Raw genomic sequence first — 14,152 nt, forward strand, 5'->3', positions numbered from 1 at the left:
GATGCCGCTTCCGACCAATCAGCTCCGGCTCGCGATGGTGGCCGGCGAGCCGTCGGGCGACCTGCTCGGGGCGTCGCTGCTCGGCGGGCTGCGCGAGCGGCTGCCCGAATCGGCCCAGTATTACGGGATCGGCGGGCAGCGGATGATCGCGCACGGCTTCGACTCGCACTGGCAGATGGACAAGCTGACCGTGCGCGGTTATGTCGAGGCGCTCGGCCAGATTCCCGAGATCCTGCGGATTCGCGGCGAACTGAAGCGCCAGCTGCTCGCCGAGCGGCCTGACGCGTTCATCGGCGTCGACGCGCCCGACTTCAACTTCAACGTCGAACAGGCCGCGCGCGACGCGGGCATTCCGTCGATCCACTTCGTGTGCCCGTCGATCTGGGCATGGCGCGGCGGCCGGATCAAGAAGATCGCCAAGTCCGTCGACCACATGCTGTGCCTGTTCCCGTTCGAGCCGGCGATCCTCGACAAGGCCGGTGTCGCATCGACCTATGTCGGCCATCCGCTGGCCGACGAGATTCCGCTCGAACCCGACACGCACGGCGCGCGCATCGCACTGGGGCTGCCCGCGGACGGCCCCGTGATCGCGGTGCTGCCGGGCAGCCGGCGCTCCGAGATCGCGCTGATCGGCCCGACCTTCTGCGCGGCGATGGCGCTGATGCAGCAGCGCGAGCCCGGCGTGCGGTTCGTGATGCCGGCGGCGACGCCCGCCCTGCGCGAACTGCTGCAGCCGCTCGTCGATGCGCATCCGCAACTCGCGCTGACGATCACCGACGGCCGCTCGCAGGTGGCGATGACGGCCGCCGACGCGATCCTCGTGAAGAGCGGCACCGTCACGCTGGAAGCCGCGCTGCTGAAGAAGCCGATGGTGATCTCGTACAAGGTGCCCTGGCTGACCGGGCAGATCATGCGCCGGCAGGGCTACCTGCCGTACGTCGGCTTGCCGAACATCCTGGCGGGGCGGTTCGTCGTGCCCGAGCTGCTGCAGCATTTCGCGACGCCCGAGGCGCTCGCCGATGCGACGCTCACGCAGTTGCGCGACGATGCGAACCGTCGCACGCTGACCGAAGTGTTTACCGAAATGCATCTTTCGCTGCGGCAGAATACGGCCGTGAAGGCGGCCGAAGCCGTCGTGCGCGTGCTTGAACATCGCAAGGGGCGCGCATGACCGCAGTACGCGTCCCACGCAGGCGCGCGTCGATCGACGTGCAGGGCGGTTTCGACTTCAGCCGCCCCGACGAGATCGTCTGCGGCGTCGACGAAGCCGGCCGCGGCCCGCTCGCCGGGCCGGTGGTGGCCGCCGCGGTGATTCTCGATCCGGCGCAGCCGATCGACGGGCTCGACGATTCGAAGGCGCTGTCCGCGAAGAAGCGCGATGCGCTGTACGAGCTGATCGTCACGCGTTCGCGCGCGTATTGCGTGGCGTCGGCGAGCGTCGACGAGATCGACACGCTGAACATCCTGCACGCGACGATGCTCGCGATGAAGCGGGCCGTGGAGGGCCTGTCGGTCCTGCCGACGCTCGCGCAGATCGACGGCAACCGCTGCCCGACGCTGACCGTGCGGGCCGAGGCGATCGTCAGCGGCGATGCGCTCGTGCCGAGCATCTCGGCCGCGTCGATCCTCGCGAAGGTCACGCGCGACCGCATGCTCGTCGACCTGCACGAACGCTACCCGGTGTACGGTTTCAACGTGCATGCGGGCTACGGCACCGCGAAACACCTTGCCGCACTGCGCGAGCACGGCCCGTGCGAAGCGCATCGACGCACTTTCGCACCGGTGCGTGCGGCACTCGACCTGATTCGATGAAAAGCATTACTTCCCGCGACAACCCGTTGTACAAGCGCCTGAAGGCGCTGGCGGGTTCGACGCCCCATCAGCGCCGCAGCGGCCAGGCGCTGCTCGAAGGCTTCCATCTCGCGAGCGCGTACCTCGATACGGGCGCGACGCCCGAGCTGTGCGTGACGACCGAGGGCGCGCTCGGCCACGCGGAAGCGCAGACGATCGTCGCGCGTATCGACGCGCAGCGGGTCGTCACGCTGCCCGACGCACTGTTCGGCCAGTTGTCGAACGTCGTCAACGGCGTCGGCTTCCTGCTGCTCGTCGACCGGCCCGAACATCCGCTGCCCGCGCGCGTCGCGCATACGTCGATCGTGCTCGACGGCGTGCAGGATGCCGGCAACGTCGGCTCGATCCTGCGCAGCGCGGCGGCGGCCGGCGTGCGCCACGTGTTCTGTGCGCCGGGAACGGCATACGCGTGGTCGTCGAAGGTGCTGCGCTCGGGCATGGGCGCTCATTTCCTGCTGTCGATCCACGAGGATGTCGACGCTGCCGCGCTCGCCGAACGGCTCGACGTGCCGGTCGCGCTGACCGACTCGCACGGCGCGCAGGCGGTCTACGACTGCAACCTGTCGGGGCCGGTTGCCTGGGTGTTCGGCAACGAGGGCGCCGGCGTGTCGGCGTTCTGGCGCGACGCGGCCACGCATCGCGTGACGATTCCGCAGCCGGGCGGAATGGAGTCGCTGAACGTCGCAGCGGCGGCCGCGGTGTGCCTGTTCGAGCAGGTGCGCCAGCAGCGGCCTGCCTGACGCACGGCGCGCGCCAAGCGCCGCACGACGAAAAAAGGCCGCGTTCGACGCGGCCTTGCCGTTTCCGGCGGCGGCCATGCGGCCGCCCGTGCGCCGGTGCTCAGTACGACTGCCGGTCGAGACGGATTTCCTGCAGGATCGTCGTCGCGATTTCCTCGATCGACTTGTGCGTCGACGACAGCCACTTGATCCCCTCGCGACGCATCATCGCCTCGGCCTCGTTGATCTCGTAGCGGCAATTCTCGGGGGCCGCGTACTTGCTGCCGGGACGGCGCTCGTTGCGGATCTCCGACAGGCGCTGCGGGTCGATCGACAGCCCGAACAGCTTCTCGCGGTGCGGGGAGAGTGCCGACGGCAGCTTGCCGCGCTCGAAATCCTCCGGAATCAGCGGATAGTTTGCCGCCTTCACGCCGTACTGCATCGCAAGGTACAGGCTCGTCGGCGTCTTGCCGCTGCGCGACACGCCGACGAGGATCACGTCGGCTTCCGACAGGTTGCGGTTCGACTGGCCGTCGTCGTGCGCGAGCGAGAAGTTGATCGCCTCGATCCGCGTCTTGTACTCCTCGGTGTCCGCATTCTGGTGGCCGCGGCCCATCGCGTGGCTCGACTTGAGCTCCAGTTCCTGCTCGAGCGGTTCGACGAAGCGCTGGAACATGTCGAGCACGAGCGCGTTCGAGCGCTTGACGATGTCGTTCGATTCGCTGTCGACGAGCGTCGTGAACACGATCGCGCGGCGGCCATCGTGCACGGCGGCCTCGTTGATCTTCTCGACGGTCGCATAGGCCTTGTCGGGCGAGTCGACGAACGGCACGCGCACGAGACGGAATTTCTGGTCGAACTGGGAGAGGATCGAGTGCGCGAAGGTTTCGGCAGTGATCCCGGTGCCGTCGGAGACGATGAATACGGTAGGCAGCATGAATCTGGACGTCGAGCGTGAAGGGCGGTTGCGCGGGCGGCTGGAGGCGCGCCTCCAGACCCAGTGACAAGGTCGCGCCACATCCGGCAGCCGGCACGGTAGAATAGCGGCAACCTGTTGGATAAGCAATTGCGGGGGCAGGGCGCGAACGGCGCCCGCGGCTTGACCGCTGGATTCCAGAATTCCCGGCAAGTCTGGCGATTTGTCTGCATATATCGCCCTTCTGCCGGGATTTTTGCAAATCGGGTCGGAATATTTTCCGCCGCTGCGAGTGTTTATCTAACAGGTTGCGCAAGACGCGCCGCGCCTTTTTGCAAGCGCCCGCGTTCGAGCCCACTTGCGCGATCGAGCATTTTTTTCACACTTAGGGGCTTGTATGACTAACGCAGCAAACGTCGCAAAGGACCAGGCGTATGTAATTCCGTTCGAGCAGTTGCGGATGACCGATGTGGAGATCGTGGGCGGCAAGAATGCGTCGCTCGGCGAGATGATCAGCCAGCTTTCCGAAGCAGGCGTTCGCGTACCCACCGGTTTCGCCACGACCGCGCTCGCGTTCCGCGATTTCCTCAAGCACAACGACCTCACCGATCGTATCGCCAAGCGTCTCGAGTCCCTCGACATCGACGACGTGAAGGCGCTCGCCGAAGCCGGTGCCGAGATCCGCAAGTGGATCGTCGACGCACCGCTGCAGGCGCGCCTCGAGGAAGAAATCCGCGCGCAGTTCGACATCCTCAAGAACGGCTCGCCGAGCGAACTGTCGTTCGCCGTGCGTTCGTCCGCGACCGCGGAAGACCTGCCCGACGCATCGTTCGCCGGTCAGCAGGAGTCCTACCTGAACGTCGTCGGCATCGAGGACGTGCTCGACCGCATGAAGCACGTGTTCGCGTCGCTGTACAACGACCGCGCGATCTCGTACCGCGTGCACAAGGGCTTCACGCACGCGGAAGTCGCGCTGTCGGCCGGCGTGCAGCGCATGGTCCGCTCGGACGTCGGCGCCGCCGGCGTGATGTTCACGATCGACACCGAATCGGGCTTCAAGGACGCCGTGTTCATCACGTCGAGCTACGGCCTGGGCGAAACCGTCGTGCAGGGCGCGGTGAACCCGGACGAGTTCTACGTGTTCAAGACGACGCTCGCCCAGGACAAATACCCGATCATCCGCCGCTCGATCGGCTCGAAGCTGATCAAGATGGAATTCACGCAGCCGGGCGAGCCGGGCCGCGTGAAGACGGTCGACGTGCCGCACGAACAGCGCAACCGCTACTCGATCACCGACGAGGACGTGATCGAGCTGGCGAAGTACGCGGTCATCATCGAGAAGCACTACCAGCGTCCGATGGACATCGAGTGGGGCAAGGACGGCCGCGACGGCAAGATCTTCATCCTGCAGGCACGTCCGGAAACGGTGAAGAGCCAGGCAACCGGCAAGGCCGAGCAGCGCTTCAAGCTGAAGGGCCAGTCGCAGGTGCTGGCGACGGGCCGTGCGATCGGTCAGAAGATTGGCGCGGGCCCCGTGCGCGTGATCCAGGATCCGTCGGAAATGGAACGCGTGCAGCCGGGCGACGTGCTGGTGGCCGACATGACCGACCCGAACTGGGAGCCGGTGATGAAGCGTGCGGCCGCGATCGTCACGAACCGCGGCGGCCGTACCTGCCACGCGGCGATCATCGCGCGTGAGCTCGGCGTGCCGGCAGTCGTCGGCTGCGGCGACGCGACCGACGTGCTGAAGGACGGCGCGCTCGTCACGGTATCGTGCGCGGAAGGCGACGAAGGCAAGATCTACGACGGCCTGCTCGAGACGGAAGTCACGGAAGTGCAGCGCGGCGAACTGCCGGAAATCCCGGTCAAGATCATGATGAACGTCGGCAACCCGCAGCTCGCGTTCGATTTCTCGCAACTGCCGAACGGCGGCGTGGGTCTCGCGCGTCTCGAGTTCATCATCAACAACAACATCGGCGTTCACCCGAAGGCGATTCTCGAGTACCCGAACATCGACCAGGACCTGAAGAAGGCGGTCGAGAGCGTCGCGCGCGGTCACGCATCGCCGCGTCAGTTCTACGTCGACAAGCTGACCGAAGGCGTCGCGACGATCGCGGCGGCGTTCTATCCGAAGCCCGTGATCGTGCGCCTGTCCGACTTCAAGTCGAACGAGTACAAGAAGCTGATCGGCGGTTCGCGTTACGAGCCGGACGAGGAAAACCCGATGCTGGGCTTCCGCGGCGCGTCGCGTTACATCGCCGAGGACTTCGCGCAGGCGTTCGAGATGGAGTGCCGTGCACTGAAGCGCGTGCGCGACGAGATGGGCCTGACCAACGTCGAGATCATGGTGCCGTTCGTGCGGACCGTGAAGCAGGCGGAGCGTGTCGTCGGCCTGCTCGAGAAGTTCGGCCTGAAGCGCGGCGAAAACGGCCTGCGCCTCGTGATGATGTGCGAAGTTCCGACCAACGCGATCCTCGCCGAAGAGTTCCTGGAGCACTTCGACGGTTTCTCGATCGGCTCGAACGACCTCACGCAGCTCACGCTCGGCCTCGACCGCGACTCGGGCATGGAACTGCTGGCCGTCGACTTCGACGAACGCGACCCGGCCGTCAAGTTCCTGCTCAAGCGTGCGATCGATACCTGCCGCAAGATGGGCAAGTACGTCGGTATCTGCGGCCAGGGCCCGTCCGATCACCCGGACTTCGCGCAGTGGCTGACCGACGAAGGCATCGTGTCGATCTCGCTGAACCCGGACACGATCATCGACACGTGGCAAGCGCTCGCCGCGAACCGGAAGTAACGCCCGGTAATGCATCTTCGGCGAAGGAGCGGCAACGTCGCTTCTTCGATGAAGGCAAAATGCAAGGTTCATGCTATAAACACCCCGGTAATCACCGGGGTGTTTTTGTTTGTCGGTACAGGTACACGCCGGGCCGCCCCCGCGGGGAGTAGCGAGCGAGAGCAAGCGCGGGGGGCGTTTTCGAGGAGACCACAATCATGTCGGGGCATCTGTTCTGGTGGGTCGCGGTGGGCGTGCTGGTCGTCGCCGAGTTGCTGACCGGTACGTTCTATCTGCTGATGATCGCGCTCGGCTTTCTCGCGGGCGGGTTGCTGCAGCTGGCCGGTTTCGCGCCGCACGTGCAGTTCGGCGCGGCGGCCGCGGTCGCGATCGTCGCGATGATCGCGCTGCGCCGTTCGGGGCTCGGCCGCAAGCAGAAGCGCGACACGTCGACGAATCCCGACGTCAATCTCGATATCGGCTCGACCGTCACGGTCGACGCGTGGCACGACCGCCGCGCGCGCGTGCAGTATCGCGGCGCCGACTGGGATGTCGAGCTCGCGCACGGCGAGCGCGACGATGCGCACGTCTATCAGGTGAGCGCCGTGCGCGGCAATTGTCTCGTGGTCGTGGCGAAACCCGCGGGCTGATCGTCCGCTGATACAACAAGGAGGGAATACTTCATGGATTCGCTGATCATCTGGGTTGTCCTGCTCGTCATCGCGATCGTGATCGTGTCGAAGACGGTGAAGATCGTGCCGCAGCAGCATGCATGGGTGCTGGAGCGCTTCGGGCGCTATCACGCGACGCTGTCGCCCGGCCTGAACATCGTGCTGCCGTTCGTCGATCGCATCGCGTACCGGCACGTGCTGAAGGAAATTCCGCTCGACGTGCCGAGTCAGGTCTGCATCACGCGCGACAACACGCAGCTGCAGGTCGACGGCGTGCTGTACTTCCAGGTGACCGATCCGATGAAGGCGTCGTACGGGTCGAGCAACTTCGTGCTCGCGATCACGCAGCTCGCGCAAACCACGCTGCGCTCGGTGGTCGGCAAGCTCGAACTCGACAAGACGTTCGAGGAGCGCGACTTCATCAATCACAACATCGTGTCGGCGCTCGACCAGGCCGCGGCGAACTGGGGCGTGAAGGTGCTGCGCTACGAGATCAAGGACCTGACGCCGCCGAAGGAAATCCTGCACGCGATGCAGGCGCAGATCACCGCGGAGCGCGAGAAGCGCGCGCTGATCGCCGCTTCGGAAGGCCGCAAGCAGGAGCAGATCAACCTCGCGTCGGGCGCGCGTGAAGCGGCCATCCAGAAGTCCGAAGGCGAGCGGCAGGCCGCGATCAACCAGGCGCAGGGCGAGGCCGCCGCGATCCTGGCGGTGGCCGAGGCAAACGCGCAGGCGATCCAGAAGATCGCGAATGCGATCCAGTCGCAAGGCGGGATGGATGCGGTGAACCTGAAGGTCGCCGAGCAGTATGTGAACGCGTTCTCGAATCTCGCGAAGCAGGGCAACACGCTGATCGTGCCGTCGAACCTGTCGGACCTCGGTACGGCGATCTCGTCGGCGCTGACGATCGTCAAGAAAGCATCGACGCCCGTGAAGGGCTGAACCGCGCGCAACCGCGGCCCAGGCGGCCGCCGCGTGCGATCGGCGTGCGGCGAATCGTCGCGCAGCCGGGCGACCGGCAGGCAGGAATCAGATCGCCCAAAGCAACACGGCCCGCTTCGAGCGGGCCGTGTCGTTTGCGTGGCGGGTCGCGCGCGTCAGGTGCCGGCGCGCATGATGCGTGCCTTTTCGCGTTCCCAGTCGCGCTTTTTCTCGGTTTCGCGCTTGTCGTGCAACTTCTTGCCCTTCGCGAGCGCGATGTCGCACTTCACGCGACCACCCTTGTAGTGGAAGTTCAGCGGCACGAGCGTGTAGCCGCGCTGCTCGACCTTGCCGATCAGTTTCTTGATTTCCTCGCGGTGCAGCAGCAGCTTGCGCGTGCGAACCGGGTCGGGCTTGATGTGCGTCGAGGCTTCGGGCAGCGGGCTGATATGGGTACCGATCAGGAAGATCTCGGCGTTCTTCACCACGACGTAGCCTTCCTTGATCTGGCCGCGCCCGGCGCGCAGCGCCTTGACTTCCCAGCCCTCCAGCACGAGCCCCGCCTCGTAGCGTTCCTCGATGTGATAATCGAAGTGCGCTTTCCTGTTGTCGATGATGCTCATGAAAGGATCGGCCCAACTCGTTTAAAATCACGATTTTAGCAAAGCGGGGCGGGAATCGCCCGGCTTGCGTTCCCACCTCAAGCGATGCCGCGCGATTTATGGCAGATGTCCAAAAAACCGTATTGATCCGCCATTCGGCGGAACAGATGTTCGACCTCGTCACCGACGTGGCCGACTACCCCAATTTCCTGCCCTGGTGCGGCGGTGTCGAGATTCGCCGTCAGGACGAGAGCGGGATGGAAGCGCGCATCGACATCAACTTCAAGGGCATCAAGCAGCATTTCGCGACGCGCAACACGCAGCAGCGCCCGACGCGGATCGACATGGAGTTCACGGACGGCCCATTCAAGAAGTTCACGGGCTCGTGGCGCTTCACCGCGCTGCGCGCCGATGCGTGCAAGATCGAATTCGCGCTGCATTACGAATTTTCGAGCATCCTGCTCGAAAAGATCATCGGGCCCGTGTTCAGCCACATCGCGAACACGTTCGTCGATTCGTTCGTGAAGCGCGCGGACCAGCGCTACGGGAAGGGGTGACGCGATGCTGTCGATCGAAGTCTGCTATGCGCTGCCGGACCGCCAGACGCTGATTCCGCTGTCGCTGCCCGAAGGCGCGACCGTACGCTCGGCGATCGACGCGAGCGGCGTGCTTGCGCTGCATCCGGAGATCGATCTCGCGCACGCGAAGACCGGCGTGTACGGCAAGCTCGCGCCGCTCGACGCGCCGCTCGCCGATCACGATCGCGTCGAGATCTACCGCCCGCTGATCGTCGACCCGAAGCTGGCGCGTCAGCGGCGCGTCGACAAGTCCCGCCGCGACGGCTCGATCGAGGGCCGCAAGTGGATGCACAAGGACGCGCGCTGACGCGTTTTTCGTTCCGATTCGCCTGATCGCACGCCGCGGCGCGCTCAGTGGGCCGCGGCGTTTGCGTTTGTCGGCGCGCTGCCCGGCGTGTCGCCGTGCTGCCGCACCGAGCCGTACACGCCGGCGAGCAGCAGCACGAGCGCGGTGATTTCGAGGGCGTGCGGCATCCGCTGGTCGTACACGAACGCGTACAGCATCGCGAACACGGTTTCGAACACGATCAGCTGTCCCGACAGCGTGAGCGGCAAGCGCTTCGACGCCGCATTCCACAGGCCGTTGCCGAGCCACGACGCGCCGATCGCGAGCCCGAGATTCAGCAGCCAGAACAGCTGCCAGCGCGACGCCGGGACGGCCGCCTGCACCGTGCCGGCGGGCAGCGCGAGGATTGCGATCCAGCAGAGCGCGCCGATCAGGCCCGTCACGACACCCCATAGCACCGACCATTCGTTGCCGTCGAAATGATGATGGCGCTGCAGGTAGCGTGCGTTCGCGACCGCGTACCAGGTCCAGCTGGCGAGCGCGCCGGCCGCGCAGGCGATGCCGGCGAGTTTCTGGCCGAGGGTGGTCGCATGCGCGGCTTCGGACGTGAACAGGTCGACGTTGATGCAGGCGATGCCCGCGATCACCAGCGCGAGCGGGGCGGCGAGCCGCCGCAGCGGCACGGCGCCGTGGTCGCCGAGGCCCGCGAGCGTGACGGTCACGGGCAGCACGCCGACGATCAGCGAGCTGGGCGCGATACCGATCAGATGCACGGCGCCGGACAGCAGCATGTAATACGCGACGTTGCCGATGACGGCGAGCCTTACCAGCGCGACGAGGTCTTCGCGGGTCAGCCGCGCGAGCAGCGAGCGGGCGGCGGGCAGGGCGGCCGCGAGCGACACGAGGCCGTACATCGCGTAGCGGCCGGCGCTCAGCAGCAGCGGCGAGAAGTCGGTCAGCAGCCGCGGAACGAGAAACACCATGCCCCACAGGGCGCCTGCCAGGACACCGTAAACCACGCCGCGCTGCATCGACCGCTCCGAACGAATGACTGATGTGCGCGCATCTTAGCGACGCCGTCGCGGCGGTGTCTTGTTCATTCCTGCACTCGGCATGGGGCGCGGCGCGTCGGCCGGCGGCAGCGAATCAGCCCTCGGTCGGATCGGGCGAGGCGGGCGCGCCGTCGCCCGCTGCACGCGCGCGTGCCGGGCGCCGCACGGCGCGCAGCGTGCCGCTGTTGCCGCCGCCGCAGTAGAAGCGGTCGCGGCCGTCGGATTCGAGCCCCGATACGCCGACGCCAGCCGGCATGTCGACCTGTTCGAGGACCTGGCCCGTGTGCGGGTCGACGTGCCGCAGGTCGCTCTGGTCGGCTTCCCACGTGCCGTGCCACAGCTCGCCGTCGACCCACGTCACGCCGGTGACGAAGCGGTTCGATTCGATCGTGCGCAGCACGGCGCCCGATTCCGGATCGATCTGATGAATCTTGCGTTCGCGGTACTGGCCGACCCACAGCGTGCCTTCGGCCCACGCGAGCCCCGAGTCGGCGCCGCCGCCGGGGGCCGGGATCGTCGCGAGCACGCGACCCGATTCGGGATCGAGCTTCTCGATGCGGTCCTCGACGATCTGGAACAGGTGGCGGCCGTCGAACGCCGTGCCTGCATGCGCGGCAACGTCGAGCGAGCGCACGGTCGTGCCGCGCTCGGGATCGAGCGCATTCAGCTTGTCGCCGGACGCGTACCACACGTGCCGTCCGTCGAACGTGACGCCGTGCACGCCGTCGACGCCCGGAAACGGGCCGTATTCGCGAATGATCTCTGCCGTGGAGCGTTTCATGTTCGTCCCCTCGTCGTTCGATGCGGCCATCCTAATCGCCCGGCAGCGGCGCCGGGAGTAACAAGGTCGTCGCGAATCCGGGCAGCGGCGGCGTCATCCAGCGGCGCGCGCGGCCGCGGCCGAGCGCCTGCACCTTGCCGGCCTCCGCGAGCGTGTCGAGCGCGCGTTGCACGGTGCGCTGGCTCGCGCCGAGCGCGAGCGCCAGCGCGGAACTCGACCACGCTTCGCCGTCGGCGAGCAGCGCGAGGACGGCCGCGTGGCGATCGTCGACCGGGCGTGCGAGGACGACGGTCTCGCGTACGCCGAGCGGTTCGAGCGCAAAGCCGCGCGGTGTCGCGACGACGTTCGCGAGCGGGCGCAGCACCGCGCGCAGCCGGCCGATCTCGACGCGCAGCCGCGCGCGATGCGATTCGTCCGCCTGTTTGGCGCGGAATGCGGCGGCCACGAGCGCATTGCGCGACACGTCGGCCGGCCAGGCTTCGCCGAGCGCGCGGGCGAGCACGAACAGCACGGGGCGGCGCGCGAGCGACACGGTCGTGCGCGCATCGCGCACGGTGTGGCGGCACGCGTCGACGACGAGCGAGTTCGACGCGAACAGCGTCTCGACTTCGTCGAGCGGCACGAGCCGCGACGTGCCGCGTGCGATGAGTCGCGCGGCCGGTGCGTCGAGCACGCGGGCGGCGGTGTCGACCTCGGCCGTCAGCGCGGCGATACCGGCGTCGCGGGCGGCCGCGCGTGCCCGGGCGAGCGCCGCGCGGGCCGCGTGCGTGCGGAGGCGGCGCATCGCGATGCCGGCCGCGATCAGTTCATGGGCGGCGCGCGACGCGGACGGCAGCGGCGCGGGATCGAGATGCGCGAGCAGCCGCTCGGCGTCGTCGACATGGCCGATCAGCAGCAGTCGGCGTACGCCGAGATAGCGTGCATGCGCGGCATTCGCGCGGTCGCCGTGCGCGTCGAGCGTCGCGCAGGCCGCATCGAGTGCGCGCGTCGGCCAGCGCAAGTCGCGCGACGCGAGGGCGATCTCCGCTTCCGCGACGACGCAGCGCGCGCGTGCGACGGCTTCCTTCGTGCCGAATGCGCGGGCGGCGCTGCGCACGAGGGTGCGCGCGCGCTCGAAATCGCCGAGCTGCGCCATCGCGATGCCGCGCAGCGCGAGCGCCGGCGCATCGTCGCGCAGCGCGACGCGGTTCAGCGCGCCGAGCGCGTCACCGGCCGCGAGCGCGCGCGCGGCCGCGGTGATCAGCGAATCCATCCGAATCCCGACACACTTGTCACTCCCTCCGGTCCGATGTCCGCCACTAATCTAGCACCACGCACACGGCGCCGTCCGCCGTGCCCGGATACCCACCGAAGGAGGACCCCGCAATGACGACCCATCTCACCGGAACACGCGACGAATGGCTGGCCGAGCGCCGCGCCTTGCTCGATGCCGAAAAGGCGCTGACGCGGCAAAGCGACGAACTCGCGCGGCGGCGCCAGGCGTTGCCGTGGGTGCGTGTCGACAAGACCTACCGGTTCGACACCGAAGACGGGCAGGCGACGCTCGACGACCTGTTTCGCGGCCGCTCGCAACTGCTCGTCTATCACTTCATGTTCGGCCCCGACTACAAGGCCGGCTGTCCGTCGTGCTCGGCGCTTGCCGACGGCTTCGACGGTTTTGCCGTGCATCTCGTGCACCACGACGTGACGCTTGCGGCCGTGTCGCGCGCCCCGCTCGCGAAGCTGCTCGCCTACCGCGAGCGGATGGGGTGGGCCTTCCCGTGGGCGTCGTCGGTCGGCAGCGATTTCAACTTCGATTTCAACGTGTCGTTCACCGAAACGCAGCAGCGCGCGGGCGACGTCGAATACAACTACGCGCGGGCCGGCCACGCGATGGACATGGATCCGCCGCCGGCGCCCGTCGTGCAGTTCGCGGCGACGTGCGGCACCGACGCGCGCACCTATTCGCTCGACCGGCCGGGGATGAGCGCGTTCGTGCGCGAGGACGGCGCCGTCTATCACACGTATTCGACCTATGCGCGCGGGCTCGACGGGCTGTGGGGGATGTACCAGTGGCTCGATCGCGCGCCGCGCGGGCGCAACGAGGCCGGCCCGTGGTGGCGCCGCCACGACGAGTACGCGCGCGGCTGAGCGGGCCGGCGACGGACGAGGCGTGCGACGATGCGACCGCCGACCGGCGACACCGGCCCCGATCCGCGGGCATTCGGTGGGGTGGTCGCCGTCGTGTTCGTCGTCGCGGTCATGGCGACCCTCGCGCAGCACGCGTCGATGGCCGCGATGGGCAGCGAACCGATGGCCGGCGGCTGGATGGCTTCGGCCGCATGGCTGCGGCCGTGCGGGCGGGGCGCCGGGCACGCGTTCGCGGCGTTCGCCGGAATGTGGGGAGCGATGACGGTGGCGATGATGCTGCCGGTGCTGGCGCCGACGCTCTGGCGATATGCACGGCGCGTCGGCCCGCTGGCCACGGCGCGTTCGGCCTGGCTTGTCGTCGTCGCGGGCGTCGGGTATTTCTCGGTGTGGATGGCGCTCGGGGCCCTCGTGTTTCCGGCTGGCGCGGCGCTGACGGCCGCCGCCGCGCGGCTGCCGGTGCTGGCGCGTGCACTGCCGTTCGCGGCCGGTGCGGTCGTATTAGCCGCGGGCATGCTGCAATTCACCACGTGGAAGGCGCGGCGGCTGGCGTGCTGCCGGCACGCGGCAGGCGACACGCACCGGCCGCCGGTTGTTGCCGGCGCAGCCTGGCGGTTTGGCGTGCGGGCCGCCAGGCACTGCAGCGCCTGTTGCGGGAACCTGATGGTGGTCGCGCTGGCGGCCGGCATGATGGACTTGCGCGTCATGGCCGCCGTGACGGTCGCCATCGCCGCCGAGCGCCTTGCGCCGGCCAGTTGGCGCGTGGCGCGGATCGCCGGCTGCGCGGCGGTCGGCGGCGGCATCGCGATGATCGCGCGCGCGGCAGGGCTGCTGTAACACATGGCAGACAGGTCGCCTCGACACGTCGC

The 14,152-nt window shown here is 67.8% G+C and carries 15 protein-coding genes; 10 read left to right on the plus strand and 5 right to left on the minus strand.

Going from position 1 to position 14,152, the window contains the following annotated elements; all coding sequences use genetic code 11:
• The first annotated feature begins 1 nt into the window (after position 1).
• Genes lpxB through AC0KUR_RS23265 form a run of 3 tightly spaced genes read left to right on the plus strand, consistent with a single transcriptional unit; the run spans position 2 to position 2,591 of the window.
• Entirely contained in the window at positions 2 to 1,171 is a 1,170-nt protein-coding gene (gene lpxB, locus AC0KUR_RS23255; protein WP_473376467.1) for a lipid-A-disaccharide synthase, read from the plus strand.
• Positions 1,168 to 1,812: a ribonuclease HII gene (gene rnhB, locus AC0KUR_RS23260; protein WP_473376468.1), complete on the plus strand. Its 645-nt coding sequence runs from the start codon at positions 1,168 to 1,170 to the stop codon at positions 1,810 to 1,812. Before lpxB ends, rnhB begins: the two co-directional genes overlap by 4 nt.
• Complete coding sequence (locus AC0KUR_RS23265) at positions 1,809 to 2,591, plus strand: TrmH family RNA methyltransferase (RefSeq protein WP_049031460.1); 783 nt, start codon at positions 1,809 to 1,811, stop codon at positions 2,589 to 2,591. Before rnhB ends, AC0KUR_RS23265 begins: the two co-directional genes overlap by 4 nt.
• Before the next feature lie 100 nt (positions 2,592 to 2,691).
• Here the strand turns inward: AC0KUR_RS23265 and ppsR are convergent, their stop codons facing one another.
• Positions 2,692 to 3,507 (minus strand): posphoenolpyruvate synthetase regulatory kinase/phosphorylase PpsR, encoded by an 816-nt coding sequence (ppsR, locus tag AC0KUR_RS23270; protein WP_034188836.1) that lies wholly within the window; start codon positions 3,505 to 3,507, stop codon positions 2,692 to 2,694.
• Positions 3,508 to 3,883: 376 nt separating this feature from the next.
• Between ppsR and ppsA the strand changes: the two genes are divergently transcribed.
• The 3 genes from ppsA (at position 3,884) to AC0KUR_RS23285 (ending at position 7,878) form a co-directional block, all read left to right on the plus strand.
• A complete protein-coding gene (gene ppsA, locus AC0KUR_RS23275) occupies positions 3,884 to 6,286 on the plus strand; it encodes a phosphoenolpyruvate synthase (RefSeq protein WP_059561843.1) in 2,403 nt (800 codons plus the stop codon).
• A gap of 194 nt (positions 6,287 to 6,480) precedes the next feature.
• Positions 6,481 to 6,915, plus strand: a complete 435-nt coding sequence (locus tag AC0KUR_RS23280) for an NfeD family protein (protein WP_473376513.1) — start codon at positions 6,481 to 6,483, stop codon at positions 6,913 to 6,915.
• A 33-nt stretch (positions 6,916 to 6,948) separates the two neighbouring features.
• Positions 6,949 to 7,878 carry an SPFH domain-containing protein gene (locus tag AC0KUR_RS23285; protein ID WP_473376469.1) on the plus strand — a complete coding sequence of 310 codons (930 nt, stop codon included), beginning with the start codon at positions 6,949 to 6,951 and terminating at the stop codon, positions 7,876 to 7,878.
• Between the two features lie 155 nt (positions 7,879 to 8,033).
• On the opposite strand, the gene smpB is transcribed toward AC0KUR_RS23285, so the two are convergent.
• Positions 8,034 to 8,480: an SsrA-binding protein SmpB gene (gene smpB / locus AC0KUR_RS23290; RefSeq protein ID WP_006478511.1), complete on the minus strand. Its 447-nt coding sequence runs from the start codon at positions 8,478 to 8,480 to the stop codon at positions 8,034 to 8,036.
• A gap of 98 nt (positions 8,481 to 8,578) precedes the next feature.
• Here smpB and AC0KUR_RS23295 point away from each other — a divergent pair, with 98 nt between their 5' ends.
• Both AC0KUR_RS23295 and AC0KUR_RS23300 read left to right on the plus strand, forming a co-directional pair.
• Positions 8,579 to 9,016, plus strand: a complete 438-nt coding sequence (locus AC0KUR_RS23295) for a type II toxin-antitoxin system RatA family toxin (RefSeq protein WP_034188832.1) — start codon at positions 8,579 to 8,581, stop codon at positions 9,014 to 9,016.
• 4 nt (positions 9,017 to 9,020) lie between these two features.
• A complete protein-coding gene (locus tag AC0KUR_RS23300; RefSeq protein ID WP_034188831.1) occupies positions 9,021 to 9,344 on the plus strand; it encodes an RnfH family protein in 324 nt (107 codons plus the stop codon).
• A 44-nt stretch (positions 9,345 to 9,388) separates the two neighbouring features.
• On the opposite strand, the gene AC0KUR_RS23305 is transcribed toward AC0KUR_RS23300, so the two are convergent.
• From AC0KUR_RS23305 to AC0KUR_RS23315, 3 genes are all read right to left on the minus strand, one after another.
• A complete protein-coding gene (locus AC0KUR_RS23305; protein WP_049030790.1) occupies positions 9,389 to 10,354 on the minus strand; it encodes a DMT family transporter in 966 nt (321 codons plus the stop codon).
• Between the two features lie 115 nt (positions 10,355 to 10,469).
• Complete coding sequence (locus tag AC0KUR_RS23310) at positions 10,470 to 11,156, minus strand: Vgb family protein (protein ID WP_343727417.1); 687 nt, start codon at positions 11,154 to 11,156, stop codon at positions 10,470 to 10,472.
• Between the two features lie 31 nt (positions 11,157 to 11,187).
• A complete protein-coding gene (locus AC0KUR_RS23315; protein WP_124669730.1) occupies positions 11,188 to 12,408 on the minus strand; it encodes a helix-turn-helix domain-containing protein in 1,221 nt (406 codons plus the stop codon).
• Between the two features lie 113 nt (positions 12,409 to 12,521).
• Between AC0KUR_RS23315 and AC0KUR_RS23320 the strand changes: the two genes are divergently transcribed.
• Positions 12,522 to 13,286, plus strand: a complete 765-nt coding sequence (locus AC0KUR_RS23320) for a DUF899 domain-containing protein (protein WP_473376470.1) — start codon at positions 12,522 to 12,524, stop codon at positions 13,284 to 13,286.
• Positions 13,287 to 13,316: 30 nt separating this feature from the next.
• A complete protein-coding gene (locus AC0KUR_RS23325; protein ID WP_473376471.1) occupies positions 13,317 to 14,120 on the plus strand; it encodes a DUF2182 domain-containing protein in 804 nt (267 codons plus the stop codon).
• Positions 14,121 to 14,152: the final 32 nt, after the last annotated feature.

Source organism: Burkholderia sp. YHN3-13 (assembly GCF_055810675.1).